Origin of the sequence: Pedobacter sp. (assembly GCF_045628745.1) — a bacterium.
Classification (GTDB): Bacteria; Bacteroidota; Bacteroidia; order Sphingobacteriales; family Sphingobacteriaceae; genus Pedobacter.
This window is the reverse complement of sequence record NZ_JAZQPU010000252.1, coordinates 1-14,322: the sequence shown is the minus strand read 5'-3', so window position 1 is coordinate 14,322 and position 14,322 is coordinate 1. Positions and strand designations below refer to the sequence as shown.

At 40.1% G+C, this 14,322-nt stretch carries 16 protein-coding genes; 14 read left to right on the top strand and 2 right to left on the bottom strand.

Translation table 11 applies throughout. From position 1 onward, the window contains the following. The 14 genes from ACR2F7_RS09640 to ACR2F7_RS09575 form a co-directional block, all read left to right on the top strand. Positions 1 to 523: Gfo/Idh/MocA family oxidoreductase (locus ACR2F7_RS09640; protein ID WP_432713364.1), on the top strand; the 523-nt coding region annotated here is incomplete at its 5' end. Positions 524 to 526: 3 nt separating this feature from the next. Continuing rightward, positions 527 to 1,579: a sugar phosphate isomerase/epimerase family protein gene (locus ACR2F7_RS09635; protein WP_432713363.1), complete on the top strand. Its 1,053-nt coding sequence runs from the start codon at positions 527 to 529 to the stop codon at positions 1,577 to 1,579. 10 nt (positions 1,580 to 1,589) lie between these two features. After that, positions 1,590 to 1,979, top strand: a complete 390-nt coding sequence (locus ACR2F7_RS09630) for a c-type cytochrome (RefSeq protein ID WP_432713362.1) — start codon at positions 1,590 to 1,592, stop codon at positions 1,977 to 1,979. 33 nt (positions 1,980 to 2,012) lie between these two features. Beyond that, entirely contained in the window at positions 2,013 to 3,473 is a 1,461-nt protein-coding gene (locus ACR2F7_RS09625) for a Gfo/Idh/MocA family protein (protein WP_432713361.1), read from the top strand. A gap of 106 nt (positions 3,474 to 3,579) precedes the next feature. Continuing rightward, positions 3,580 to 4,278 carry a 3-keto-disaccharide hydrolase gene (locus ACR2F7_RS09620; protein WP_432713360.1) on the top strand — a complete coding sequence of 233 codons (699 nt, stop codon included), beginning with the start codon at positions 3,580 to 3,582 and terminating at the stop codon, positions 4,276 to 4,278. Between the two features lie 26 nt (positions 4,279 to 4,304). Further along, complete coding sequence (locus ACR2F7_RS09615) at positions 4,305 to 5,543, top strand: nucleoside permease (RefSeq protein ID WP_432713359.1); 1,239 nt, start codon at positions 4,305 to 4,307, stop codon at positions 5,541 to 5,543. 6 nt (positions 5,544 to 5,549) lie between these two features. Continuing rightward, positions 5,550 to 6,437, top strand: a complete 888-nt coding sequence (locus ACR2F7_RS09610; protein ID WP_432713358.1) for a hydroxypyruvate isomerase family protein — start codon at positions 5,550 to 5,552, stop codon at positions 6,435 to 6,437. A gap of 11 nt (positions 6,438 to 6,448) precedes the next feature. Then, positions 6,449 to 7,324, top strand: coding sequence for a TIM barrel protein (locus ACR2F7_RS09605; RefSeq protein ID WP_432713357.1), 876 nt, complete (start codon positions 6,449 to 6,451; stop codon positions 7,322 to 7,324). Positions 7,325 to 7,389: 65 nt separating this feature from the next. Then, complete coding sequence (locus ACR2F7_RS09600; protein ID WP_432713356.1) at positions 7,390 to 8,379, top strand: aspartate-semialdehyde dehydrogenase; 990 nt, start codon at positions 7,390 to 7,392, stop codon at positions 8,377 to 8,379. Between the two features lie 86 nt (positions 8,380 to 8,465). Beyond that, a complete protein-coding gene (gene dacB, locus ACR2F7_RS09595; protein ID WP_432713355.1) occupies positions 8,466 to 9,875 on the top strand; it encodes a D-alanyl-D-alanine carboxypeptidase/D-alanyl-D-alanine endopeptidase in 1,410 nt (469 codons plus the stop codon). A 61-nt stretch (positions 9,876 to 9,936) separates the two neighbouring features. Further along, the gene (locus tag ACR2F7_RS09590) at positions 9,937 to 11,898 is read left to right on the top strand and encodes a beta-N-acetylhexosaminidase (protein ID WP_432713354.1); all 1,962 of its coding nucleotides are present in this window, start codon (positions 9,937 to 9,939) and stop codon (positions 11,896 to 11,898) included. Between the two features lie 3 nt (positions 11,899 to 11,901). Beyond that, positions 11,902 to 12,711: a tRNA pseudouridine synthase A gene (locus ACR2F7_RS09585; protein WP_432713353.1), complete on the top strand. Its 810-nt coding sequence runs from the start codon at positions 11,902 to 11,904 to the stop codon at positions 12,709 to 12,711. 79 nt (positions 12,712 to 12,790) lie between these two features. Then, positions 12,791 to 13,240: a DoxX family membrane protein gene (locus ACR2F7_RS09580; RefSeq protein WP_432713352.1), complete on the top strand. Its 450-nt coding sequence runs from the start codon at positions 12,791 to 12,793 to the stop codon at positions 13,238 to 13,240. Positions 13,241 to 13,278: 38 nt separating this feature from the next. Beyond that, positions 13,279 to 13,677, top strand: coding sequence for an acyl-CoA thioesterase (locus tag ACR2F7_RS09575; protein ID WP_432713351.1), 399 nt, complete (start codon positions 13,279 to 13,281; stop codon positions 13,675 to 13,677). Here the strand turns inward: ACR2F7_RS09575 and ACR2F7_RS09570 are convergent. Next, a complete protein-coding gene (locus ACR2F7_RS09570) occupies positions 13,674 to 14,180 on the bottom strand; it encodes a shikimate kinase (protein ID WP_432713350.1) in 507 nt (168 codons plus the stop codon). The two genes, ACR2F7_RS09575 and ACR2F7_RS09570, sit on opposite strands and share 4 nt — an antisense overlap. 1 nt (position 14,181) lies before the next feature. Continuing rightward, positions 14,182 to 14,307 carry an ABC transporter permease subunit gene (locus ACR2F7_RS09565; protein ID WP_432713365.1) on the bottom strand — a complete coding sequence of 42 codons (126 nt, stop codon included), beginning with the start codon at positions 14,305 to 14,307 and terminating at the stop codon, positions 14,182 to 14,184. Positions 14,308 to 14,322 lie beyond the last annotated feature (15 nt).

Below are 14,322 nucleotides of genomic sequence, written 5' to 3'. Positions count from 1 at the left end.
CATCGCAGATCTGGAGATCACTCAAATATGTGCCGACCTTAATCGCGTTGTTGAGGGCAGGTTATTAGACGATGATGGCAATGTATTACTCAAGTTTAATAACGGTGCCAATGGCTTATTAATGGCCTCACAAATTGCTGCGGGCGAAGAAAATGCTTTAACCATCAAAGTATATGGTGAATTAGGAGGCTTAGAATGGCATCAGGAAGAACCGAATACTTTGAAAGTAAAATGGCAGGATGCCCCTTCACAGCTTTACCGTACAGGAAACAGCTACTTATCTTCTTATGCACAGCATAATAGCAGAACGCCAGCAGGTCATCCTGAAGGATACCTGGAAGCTTTTGCCAACATCTATAGAAATTTTGCGTTAACATTAAGCGCACTTTCTGAGGGCACAACACCTACACCTGAAATGCTTGACTTTCCTGGCGCAGCGGATGGGGTTAGAGGAATGGCCTTCATTGAAAATGTTGTAGCTTCTTCACAATCAGATCAGAAGTGGTTTGATTTTAAATTATAATCAATGACGACAATTAAAGGACCAGCTGTTTTTTTAGCACAGTTTATAGGAGATGATGCGCCATTTAATTCCTTAGAAGGGATATGCCAGTGGGCAGCAGACCTTGGATTTAAGGGCATCCAGATGCCAACCCTTGATAACAGGTTTATAGATTTACAGCTAGCTGCTGAAAGCAAAACCTATGCTGATGAGTTAAAAGGGAAAGTTGCTTCTTTTGGATTAGAGATATCAGAGTTATCAACCCATTTACAAGGCCAATTGGTTGCAGTAAACCCTGTTTACGATCAGGCTTTTGATGCTTTCGCTCCTCAAGCCTATAAAAATAACCCAAAGGCAAGAACAGAATGGGCAGTTCAACAATTAAAGTATGCCGCGCAGGCCTCTCAGAACCTGGGTTTAAAAGCTCATGCTACTTTTAGTGGCTCCTTGCTGTGGCATATGTTCCACCCATGGCCACAAAGACCAGAGGGATTGGTAGATGCTGCATTTACTGAACTTGCTAAACGATGGATGCCTATCTTAAATGAATTTGATAATAACGGTGTAGATGTTTGTTATGAAATCCATCCGGGTGAAGACTTATTTGATGGCATTACCTACGAGATGTTCTTAGAGAAAGTAAATAACCATCCTCGTGCTTGTCTCCTGTATGATCCCTCCCATTTTGTATTGCAGCAATTAGATTACATCCAATATATAGATTTTTATCATGAGCGGATTAAAGCCTTCCACGTAAAGGATGCTGAATTTAATCCAACTGGCAAGCAGGGGACTTTTGGTGGTTACCAGAGCTGGGCAAACCGTGCAGGTAGATATCGGTCACCAGGAGATGGACAAGTAGATTTCAAAACCATTTTCAGCAAACTGGCACAATATGATTTTCCAGGATGGGCCGTAATGGAGTGGGAATGTTGCATTAAAGATTCCAATACAGGAGCCAGAGAGGGTGCTGAATTTATCAAGAAAAACATTATTCCCGTTACAGCACGCGCTTTCGATGATTTTGCTGCCTCAGGTGGAAATGAAGATTTTAACAGAAAAATATTAGGAATTTAATACGACAGACATGAAAAAGATACTTTTAATGATAAGCTGCTTTACCTTGGTAATGGCATCTTGTGGCAATGACACCTCAAAGAATACAGAAGAAAACGCGACAAAAACCACAGAAAGTGCTGCTCCATCGACATTGGAAACAGATCTTCCTGGAGAAAAATTAATCGCAAAGTCTGACTGCATTGGCTGTCATAATAAAACAACTAAAGTGATAGGCCCAGCCTATGTTGATGTAGCAGCAAAGTATACTTTGAATGATAAAAATATCGATTACTTAGCTGATAAAATTATCTCTGGAGGAAAAGGTGTTTGGGGCGAAATTGCCATGACACCACACCCTACCATTGCGCCAGATGATGCTAAAGAAATGGCCAAATATATTTTATCACTTAAAAAATAATCTTTCTTAATTTAACCTTCTAAACCTTGAACCATGGAAGAACAAAAGTTAGAAAAAACAGCGGAAAGTAGACGATCATTTATTAAATCAGCGGCCATCGCGTCTGCTGCTTTTATGATTGTACCAAGACATGTATTGGGAGGTAAAGGATTTTTAGCACCTAGCGACCGTCTGGTTGTTGCCGGTGTGGGTGTGGGTGGAAAAGGACAGTCAGATATAGCTAAATTTTATGAAAGTGGAAAAGCAGACATAGGGTACCTGTGTGATGTAGATACACGCAGAGCAGCAACCACCGTTAAAGCTTTTCCTAAAGCGAAGTTCTATAAAGACTGGCGAGAAATGTTTGATAAAGAAGGCAAGAACTTTGATGCTGTCTCTGTCTCTACACCAGACCATAACCACGCTATCATTACCCTGGCTGCCATGCAGATGGGAAAACATGTTTATGTACAAAAGCCACTTACCCATGATATTTATGAAGCTCGTTTATTAACCGAAGCGGCTAAAAAATATAAGGTAGTTACCCAAATGGGAAACCAGGGTGCCTCTAACGATGGTCCAAGGCAAATGAAAGAATGGTATGATGCCGGTTTAATTGGTGATGTTCATACCGTGTATGCCTGGACCGACAGGCCAGTATGGCCACAGGGAATTCCATGGTCAGCCAATAAAACTGAAATACCGAAAGAACTGGATTGGGATTTATGGCTTGGAACGGCACCTTACAAAGAATATGTAGATAAGCTGGTTCCTTTCAACTGGCGTGGCTGGTGGGATTACGGAACTGGTGCTTTAGGTGACATGGGCTGCCATTTACTGGAAGCTCCTTTCAGCGTGCTTAACCTTAAATATGCAAGTGAAGTACAGGCAAGTGTAGGTTCTGTTTATGTGGATGAATTTAAACGAGGCTATTTCCCTGATAGCTGTCCGCCATCAAGTCACGTAATCTTAAAATTCCCGAAAACCAATAAAACCCAAGGCGATGTTGTAGTACACTGGATGGACGGTGGTATACAACCGGAAAGACCTGAAGAATTAGCTGCTAACGAAGTTTTTGGCGATGGTGGCAATGGTACTTTATTTATTGGTACTAAAGGTAAATTAATGAGCAGTACCTATAGTGCTAACCCACGTTTACTCCCATTAAGCCGCAATAAGGATATTAAAGTTCCAGAGAAATTTGCCCGTGTAAAAGGTGCTGCTGATGGTCATTATGCACAATGGGTAGAAGCTAGTATTGCTGGTTATGGTAAAAAGGAGTTAAGCTCACCATTTGAAATTGCTGGTCCGTTAACAGAAGCTTTACTGATGGCTAACCTTGCCATTAGGGGGGTAGATGTACAACGCAAGAATGCAGAGGGTAAAATTATATATCCTGGCCGAAACATTAAATTATTATGGGATAATGACAACATGAAGATCACCAATTTAGATGATGTGAACCAGTATGTAAAACGTGAATATCGTAAAGGCTGGACATTAGGCACTTTATGATGATCCCTTCTGACCTATAAAAAACTATTCCTACATTGATGAAATGATCGTCAGCTTATTCTTAAAAATATGCTGGTGATCTCTTCTTAAACCTAATCAAAACCTGATGAAAACATATTTTTTCTCTGCTTTAATATTAACAGCGATGTTTAACAGTGGCTGTGCCACTCATGCACAACAAGTTCAGGGTAAATGGGTCAAGCTATTTGATGGCAAAACTACCCAGGGATGGCACACCTATGGAAAACAAACCGTGGGCAGTGGCTGGAAAGCTGAAGACGGCACCCTGCATTTGGATCCTAAAGCCAAACAAAATGATGGTGGAGATCTTGTAACCGATAAAGAATACAGCAATTTCCATTTAAAACTAGAGTGGAAAGTAGCACCAAAGAGTAACAGTGGAATCCTGTTGTTTGTGCATGAAGATCCTGTAAAATACGACCAAACTTATAGCACAGGACTAGAAATGCAGGTTTTAGATAATGAAGGTCATCCGGATGGAAAGATCACTAAACACAGAGCCGGAGATTTATATGACCTTGTTAAAAGCAGCACTGAACCAGTAAAACCTGTTGGAGAGTGGAATAAAGTTGAAATCATCAGCAATAACGGCAAGTTAGATTTTACACTCAACGGGGCGAAAATTGTATCCACTTCAATGTGGGATGAAAACTGGAAAAACTTAATTGCCGGAAGCAAATTCGCGGAATGGGAAAACTTCGGAACATTTAAATCTGGAAAAATTTCCTTGCAGGATCATGGTGATGAAGTATGGTACAGAAATATTTCAATTAAAGAACTTTAAAAATCAGAAAGAAAAAATCAACCAATATGAATCTAAATAACCGCATTAAACTATCAGGCATGATGTTCCTGGAGTTCTTTATCTGGGGCTCCTGGTTTGTTACCCTCGGCACGTTTCTAGGCAACAATTTAAATGCTTCAGGCTCACAAACAGCCGCTGTGTTTTCAACTCAATCCTGGGGAGCTATTATCGCCCCCTTTATTATTGGATTGATTGCTGACAGATTTTTTAATGCAGAAAAAATACTGGGCATCTTACACTTAGTTGGTGCCGTATTAATGTATCAGATGTACAATGCCCAGGACATTACCGTTTTCTACCCCTATGTATTGTCGTACATGATTTTATTTATGCCTACACTGGCACTGGTCAATTCGGTATCCTTTAATCAAATGAAAGATCCAGAAAAAGAATTCTCCACCATTAGGGTATGGGGTACTATAGGCTGGATTGTGGCAGGCTTAATGATCAGTTATTTCTTTCATTGGGATTCTGAAGACGCTACAAAAGCCGGTCTGTTGAAAAACACTTTTCTTATGGGCGGCATCGCTTCCCTTCTTTTAGGTGTCTTTAGCTTTGCCTTGCCTAAAACACCACCAAAGGTGGCTACAGGCGAGAAGGTAAAACTTACTGAAATATTAGGATTGGATGCCTTGAAATTATTAAAGGATAAAAACTTCGCTATTTTCTTTATCTCGTCCATTCTTATCTGTATTCCTCTTGCCTTTTATTACCAGAATGCACACCCTTTTCTTTCTAATGTAGGCTTAGATAATCCAACCGGTAAAATGACCATCGGTCAAATTTCAGAGGTGCTCTTTTTGTTGCTGTTACCGGTGTTCTTTACCCGATTTGGCTTCAAAAAAACTATTCTTGTAGGCATGCTGGCATGGGCAGTACGTTATGCTTTATTTGCTTATGGAAATGCAGGCGACTTAAGTTATATGCTCATCATTGGCATTGCCCTGCACGGTGTATGTTATGATTTTTTCTTTGTTTCCGGGCAAATCTATACTAATTCAAAAGCTGGCGATCAATATAAAAGTTCAGCTCAAGGTTTAATCACACTTGCCACTTACGGTATAGGCATGCTGATTGGCTTTGAGGTAGCAGGATTGATTACTGATACTTATAAAAATGTTGATGGTTCAATTGACTGGAAAATGGTCTGGATCATTCCAGCAGGTATTGCTGCGGTGGTCTTTTTATTATTTACTTTATTCTTCAATGACAAGGATGATAAAGTAAAAGGACAAATAGTATAAATAACAATGAATCAAAAAGAAACCAGCAGAAGAACTGCTTTAAAAAACATAGTTGTGGGTACAATCGCTTTAGGGGCTTCTTCTGCCCTTCCTGGAATAGCTAATAGTGAAACCTCTTCCTTTGCACCATTAAAAGGAAACATTAACCATGCTGTTTGCCGGTGGTGTTTTGACAAAATTGATATTGATACCCTATGTAAGGAAGCTAAAGGAATGGGCATTACAGGCATTGATCTTGTGGGTCCTAAAGACTGGCCTACGTTAAAGAAATATGGCTTAACTTCCAGCATGTGTAATGGTGCTGAAATCAACCTGGTTGATGGTTGGAATGACCCTCAGTTTCATGATGTATTGATTAAGAACTATACAGAAATGATTCCCAAAGTAGCTGCTGCTGGTTACAAAAACCTGATCTGCTTCAGTGGAAACAGAAGAGGAAAAGATGATGAAACAGGCTGGAACAACTGCGTTGAAGGCCTTAAAAAAATAATTAAAATAGCAGAAAAACACAATGTAATATTAGTGATGGAACTGCTCAATAGTAAGCTGAACCATAAAGACTACCAGTGTGACCATACTGCCTGGGGTGTTGAACTGGCCAAAAGATTAGGATCAGAAAACTTCAAGCTGCTTTATGATATTTATCACATGCAAATCGATGAGGGCAATGTCATCAGCACCATTCAAAGCAGTCACCCCTATATTGCCCACTACCACACTGCAGGAGTTCCCGGAAGAGCAGAAATTGAAGATAACCAGGAATTATATTACCCAGCTATCATGAAGGCTATTCTGGCAACAGGCTTTAAGGGCTTTGTAGCTCAAGAATTTATCCCTAAAAAAGAAGATAAGCTTCAATCCCTAAGAACAGCCATTAAAATCTGTGACATTTAAACATTGAAATTATGAATTCTAGAAGAGATTTCTTAAAGCAAGCCAGCCTGGCAGCCGCTGGAGCGTTTTTAATACCGGGCTTTGCCTGTGGTAAATCACCAAAAAAGCAAATTGGCATCCAATTGTATTCGTTAAGGAATGAACTTCCCAAAGATCCAAAAGGAGTCATCAGAAAAGTGGCCGCTGCTGGATTTAAAGAAGTAGAGACTTATGGTTATTCTATAAAAGATAAATTCTGGGGTTTAACGCCTGCTGAGTTTAATAATCTACTGAAGGAAACTGGTTTAAAAGCACCAAGTGGGCATTACGGCATGGATAAATTCTTTACCGATGGCAGCACTGAAGAATTGAAATCATATATTGATGCCGCTCAAGCTACAGGTGGAGAGTACATCACTGTGCCTTACTTAGGAGATCACTTGCGAAAAGACCTTGATGGCTTTAAAAAAGTAGCGGCAGGATTAAACACGGCGGCAGAGCTTTGCAAAGCATCCGGGTTGAAACTTGCCTACCATAACCATGATTTCGAATTTAAGCCTTATGGAGATACCAATGGTTACCAGGTAATGTTGAAGGAAACAGATCCTAAATTAGTGCAATTTGAAATTGACCTCTACTGGATTTTCAGATCTGGAAACGATCCCCTAAAATTATTTACTGAATACCCGGGCCGTTTCCCTATGTGGCATGTTAAAGACATGGATAAAGTGAACCCAAAAATCAATACTGAAGTGGGAAGTGGTAGCATAAACTTCCAAAAGGTTTTTGAAAGCACCAAACTGGCAGGTTTGAAATATCCCTTTTTAGAACAGGAGAATTTTTCCATGGATCCATTTGAAAGCATTCAAAAAAGCTATAACTATATCAATACAAAATTAGTGCGCTAACAATAGAAATTTTCACCATATTTGGTGATATAATCAATTATTTGAACCAAGAACAAAAATAAACAATGAAAGTCGCAGTCGTAGGTGCCACAGGCTTAGTAGGCACTGTTATGTTAAAAGTGTTAGAAGAACGTAATTTCCCGTTAACTGAGTTAATTCCAGTTGCATCAGAGAAGAGTGTAGGTAAAGAAATCACTTTTAAGGGTAAGAAGTATGCTGTGGTAAATATTGATACGGCTATTGCGATGAAACCTGATGTAGCGTTATTTTCTGCTGGTGGAGAAACTTCATTGCAACATGCGCCACGCTTTGCTGAGGCTGGAACTATTGTAATCGACAATTCATCTGCATGGCGTATGGATCCATCTAAGAAGTTGATCGTTCCAGAAGTAAATGCACATGAACTATCTATTGACGATAAAATTATTGCAAACCCTAACTGCTCAACCATTCAAATGGTTGTTGCCTTAAAACCTTTGCATGATAAATATAAAATTAAACGTGTTGTTGTTTCTACATACCAGTCTGTAACAGGTACTGGCGTAAAAGCAGTAGAGCAAATGATGAATGAGCGTAAAGGTATCGAAGGACCAATGGCTTATGCTTACCCCATTGATTTGAATGTAATTCCACAAATTGATGTATTCCAGGAAAACGGTTACACCAAGGAAGAAATGAAAATGATTTTGGAAACCCGTAAAATCTTAGGTGATGATAACGTTAGGGTTACGGCAACTACAGTTCGTATTCCTGTAATGGGTGGTCACTCTGAAGCGGTAAACATTGAATTTGAGAATGAATATGATGTTGCCGAATTAAGAGCACTTTTAGAGCAAACAGAAGGCATTATTGTTGTTGACGATATCGCTAACCTGAAATACCCAATGCCTATTGATGCTCATGAAAAAGATGAAGTATTTGTAGGCCGTATCAGACGAGATGAGTCTATGCCGAATACGGTTAACTTATGGATCGTTGCTGATAATTTACGTAAAGGTGCAGCAACCAATGCTGTACAGATTGCTGAATATTTATTGAGAACTGAACTTATATAAATTAATTAATACATAGAATGTGATGCTTAAACAGTTGTAAAACTTGTTATAGCATCACATTTTTTTTGAATAAAATCTCCTCAAAAATGAAGTTAAAACGTCCTATTGTCCTAGCTACACTGCTGCTGTTGCAAACTTTTGTTTATGCACAAAGCCCTGTACAGAAATTGGAACAAGCTTATAAAGTGTTAAGCACAGATCAGCAGGCGAAATATGCACTGACCTCACTCTGCGTATTAGATGGCAATACAGGCGAACTTATTTTTGGCAGGAATGAAAACATAGGCTTAGCCACAGCCTCTACTTTAAAGACCATTACTTCTGCAACAGCATTCGGCATATTGGGTAAAGACTTTCAATACAAGACAACATTAGCCTATAGCGGAACCCTAACAAATGGCGTGCTTAAAGGCGACTTGATCATTGTTGGCGGAGGAGATCCAACTTTAGGCTCCTGGCGTTATGCACAAAGCAAAGAAAATGAGGTGCTCAATCAATTGGTAAAAGCAGTGAAGGCCGCAGGAATCAATAAAATTGAAGGTCGTATTATCGGTGATGACAGTGCCTGGGGCAGCAGCACCACTCCATTAGGCTGGACATGGCAAGATATGGGAAATTATTATGGTGCCTCCCCATCAGCCTTGAGCTGGCGCGAAAACCAATTCGACATCTATTTAAAGCCTAATGCACAAGTCAATCAGCCTGTTACTTTAGTAAAAGTACAACCAGCCATGCCTTACCTGCAGATTGTAAATGAACTTCAAACAGGAGCACAAGGTACTGGCGATAATGCCTATGCCTTTTTGCCTTCCTTTTCTTCCATCGCTTACTTAAGAGGTACATGGGGAATGGGAATTGGAAAAAACAGCATCGCCGCAGCCTTACCCGATCCGGCTTATGATGTTGCCTATCGTTTACAAGATACCCTCAAACGTCTTGGTGTAGCAAGTACAGCTATTACAACAGCAAGAAAACTAAAAGCAGATCACCTGCCTTTACCCACTTCCGTACATGAGTTGGCCAGCATCAGTTCACCTTCTTTAAGTCAGATCATCTACTGGTTCAACAAAAAAAGTATCAACCTGTATGGGGAACACCTCATCAGAACCCTGGCATGGAAAGCAGGCAAACCTGCCACAACAGCCAATGGTGTTGATATTGTTATCAATTACTGGAAAGAAAAAGGAATTGACAAAAATGCATTGAATATCGTTGACGGCAGTGGTTTATCACCAGCAACTCGTGTTACCACCTATGCCATGGCCAACATTTTATTCCAGTCGCAAAAAGAACCCTGGTTTGCCGATTTCTATAAATCATTACCTGAAAATAATGGCATGCAGTTAAAAAGTGGCAGCATCAATGATGTGTCTGCCTATGCCGGTTATTACACAGCACCATCTGGAAAAAAATACGTTGTGGTCATCAATATCAATAATTATTCTGGCTCTGGAATCAATAAAAAACTCTTCAAAACACTGGATGCTTTGAAGTAAGATCAATGGGAGATCAAAATTCGTTTCCTTATGTCAAGATTTTTATTGATATCTTGCAGCAATGAAAAGAAACCTTCCCTTTATATTGTTCCTGTTTCTGTTTAATTCAACCATTGCACAGGAGATCAATACCATAAACACCATGACAAACATGGAAGCGATGGCCATTTTACCTCCAGAAATTGCTATTATTCCAGAACCAGTGTCCACTATAAAAACTGAAGGACATTTCATCTTGCCTGAGAATGTCATCATTCAGGCAGCCTCTACTCCGGCTATGAAATCTGTGGTAGATTACCTTCAGGAGCGGTTAACCGTGCCCACAGGTCATTATGTAAGTGCTACACACAGCACAACGGCCAAAGCGACCATCAGGTTAATCATCAACAGCAAAAACAACAAACAACTGGGCAAAGAAGGCTATCAGCTATCTGTTAAACCGGGCTCCATCATCATCACCGCAAATGAAGAAGCAGGTTTATTTTATGGTGTGCAAAGCCTATTGCAATTGTTTCCCAAAGAAATAGAAGCCAAAGACCTTGTTAAAGACATTGAATGGAAAGCGCCATGTGTAGAAATCATAGATTACCCCCGTGTTGGTTGGAGAGGATTAATGTTTGATGTAGCACGTCATTTTTTTACCAAGAATGAAGTCAAACAATACATTGATAACATGGCCCGCTATAAATTTAATGTGTTGCACCTGCACCTTACAGATGATGAAGGCTGGAGAATAGAAATAAAAGGCTTACCAAAGCTGACTGACGTGGGTGCCTGGAGCGTAAAGAAAATAGGTAACTTTGGTACTTTTGCACCACCCGCAGCAGATGAACCCAGAACCTATGGTGGTTTTTACACACAGGAAGACCTTAAAGAAATCATTAAATACGCAAAAGATCAATTTATAGATATCATGCCCGAGGTAGATGTTCCCGGACATAGTCTGGCAGCCATAGCCTCCTACCCAGAGCTTTCCTGCACGCCGGGTGCAACGAACTACCGTGTACGCTCTGGAGAACAAATTATGGACTGGTCAAAAGGAGCGCCACCGATAGCCTTAGTAGACAATACGCTTTGCCCGGCTAATGAAAAAGTATACGAATTTCTAGATACCATTATTACGCAAATTGCCGCATTATTTCCATTTGAATATATCCACATGGGCGGCGATGAAGCACCAAGAAACTATTGGGAGAAAAATCCGGCTATCCTGGCTTTGATGAAGAAAGAAGGATTAAAAAACATGCACCAGGTACAGGGCTACTTTTCTGGCAGGGTACAAAAGATAGTAGAATCAAAGGGCAAGAAGTTTATGGGCTGGGATGAAATTTTGGACGGTGCCCCATCTACCAACGTAGCCATTATGGCATGGCGTGGCGATAAATATGGTATTGAAGCGGCAAAGAAAAAATACCAGGTAGTGATGGCCCCAAGTACTTATGCCTATTTAGATTATATGCAGAGTGATGTGATGTTCGAGCCTAAAGTTTATGCATCCCTGCGCTTAAGTAAAACTTATGAATTTGATCCAATTCCTGCAGGCGTAGATCCAGCATATATTAAAGGTGGACAAGCGAATTTATGGACAGAGCAGATTTATAATATACGACAAGTGGAGTACATGATCTGGCCGAGAGGATTTGCCATTGCAGAATCTGTATGGTCGCCAAAAGAAAAGAAAAACTTCAACACCTTTTTTGCCAAGGTAGAACAGCATTTTAAAAGGTTTGATGTAGCGGAAACGAAATATGCACCAAGTGTTTACGACCCTATCTTTAAAGCATCCAGAACAGCCGATAAAAGCCTTGTTGTGGAGCTCAGTACTGAAGTAGAAGGATTAGATATCTATTACAGTTTCGACAACTCTTACCCAGACCGTTTTTATCCTAAATATACAGAGCAGTTAATAGCGCCAAAAGATGCTACCTTATTGAGGGTCATTACTTATAAAGGCAAGGAACCTGTAGGCAGAATGTTGAACATGCCTATTGAAGAACTGAATAAAAGAGTAGGCAAAAAATAAGGCATGAGGTACTTTGTTCATATCAGCTACCATGGCACCCAGTATTGTGGCTGGCAAAAACAGCCCGGTGTATTAAATGTGCAGGGTGTATTGGAGAAGTGCTTAACGCAGGTCCTAAAAATACCTGTGGCCATTAACGGCTGCGGCCGTACTGATGCACAGGTACACGCCAGCCAGTTTTTTTTCCACATGGACATTGAGAAAGAATGGGATTTTGACCTTATCTTCCGCCTCAATAAAGTATTGCCGGCAAATATTGCGGTATACGATGTGATACCTATGGAAGGCTTGCCACATGCACGTTTTGATGCTGTACAACGGTCTTATGACTACTTTATCCATACTTATAAAAATCCATTCTTAAATAACCTGAGTTCTTATTATTTAATGGAGAACCTGCATCTGGACAAAATGAAACAAGCTGTGGCCCTGCTGCCACAGTATACTGATTACCGCCCATTTTGCACAAGTCCTGACAAGTACGAACACACTTTATGTTATGTTAAATCAGCAAGGTTGCTGGTAGATGACAGTGGCGACCGGATCAGGTTTCAGATCTCCTCCAATCGTTTTTTAGGTAAAATGATCCGTATCCTGATGGGGAAATTGCTGAAGATTGGAAATGGCGAACTCAGCGTAGACGAATTTGAAGGCCATTTGATTAGCAAACAGACACCAAGACTCATTACACCGGCACAACCCCATGGCCTTTATTTATCAAGGGTAATCTACCCTTATTTAGACCTCACACCACGATCAACCTTCTCTGCTATTCTGCAAAATGAAGATGAGCATTTGTGGAAACCTGTATAACAAATACTTAAAGTACTTGACTATCAGTACTAAAATCCATAACTTTAATAGAGGCCTTCGCTCAAAATGAAGGAATTCTATGAACGTTATTAATAAAGTTGAACACTGGGGAGATCTGCACAGAACTAAATGGCTGGATATTGTCCGTATTGCCTTAGGGTTGTTGATCTTCTTCAAAGGTATCGCACTGATCAGTAATAATGATGCCTCACAAGATTTAATACTTCAAAACAATGTCTTTGGTTTCTCCGGACTGATGTCCAGTCTGGTTATCCATATTGTTGCTTTTATACACCTTGTAGGCGGTATATTAATCATTATTGGCCTGCTTACGCGCTTTGCTGTAGTCATTCAAATTCCAGTACTGCTGGGTGCCATCTTTTTTGTTAACCTTTCTAAAGGATTCACTATGCTGAATTCAGAATTATGGCTTTCTGTGCTGGTGTTGTTATTACTTGTACTTTTTTGGGTAGTAGGTTCCGGTCCTTTATCAGTAGATCAATCGATGATGAAAAAGAAATTTAGGTAAGTTAATTACCGCGAAATTCATAAATTGCTCAAAAAAACATGAATTTTCATACCAGAAAGTGGGTAAAACCAGAAGACTTAAATCCGAATGGCTCCTTATTTGGCGGCAGTTTATTAAAATGGATTGATGAAGAAGCGGCTATCTATGCCATTGTGCAATTAGAAAACGCAAAGGTGGTAACCAAATATATTTCAGAAATTAACTTTGTAAGTTCTGCAAGACAGGGAGATATCATTGAGATGGGAATAACGGCGGTAAGTTTTGGAAATACCTCTTTAACCATGCGTTGTGAAGTACGTAATAAAATTACCCGCAAAAGCATTTTAACGATTGACAGAATGGTTTTTGTAAATGTTGATGAGGATGGCAATCCCCTGCCACATGGCAAAACCAAGATTAAATATATTGAAGAACAGTTTAAGGAAGAAAACCTTTAAGCGTTAGCGAGGATCAAAACTTTAAGATCTTCTACACTCAGGTTTATACCACTCACCGTAAACATTGCTTGTTCATAGTGAGGTGCACGTTCTAACAATTTTTGTTTAATAAAATGGAGCAATGCAGTATGATCAAGGTCTTTGATCAATGGCCTTTTGGTCTTTGCATTCTCCAGTCTTTTCGCTAAAGCGGCTGCCGGCATTTCGATGTAAATGGTCTTGCCGTTAGCGTTCATCCATGCCATGTTATCGAAATAGCATGGAGTACCTCCGCCTGTGGCAATAATGGCATTCTGGTCCTGATCAAGCGATTTCAGGGTGTCGCTTTCCAGCTGTCTAAATGCGGTCTCGCCATGTTCTGCAAAAAAAGAAGCTACCGTAGTGCCCAATTTTTCTTCGATTAAATGGTCGAGGTCTATCAACTGATAGCCTAACCGTACGGCAAGTTTTTTTGCCAATGTGGTTTTACCACAACCCATAAAACCGATGAGGAATATTTTCATTTTAAGCGAGCTTAACCCTTGGATCAACAAAGGCATATAAGATGTCTACTAGTATATTGACCACCACAAATATAAAAGCAATAAATAAAATTGAGCCCATGACCACCGGAAAATCTGACATTTCCAGTGCGGTAACCGTGGT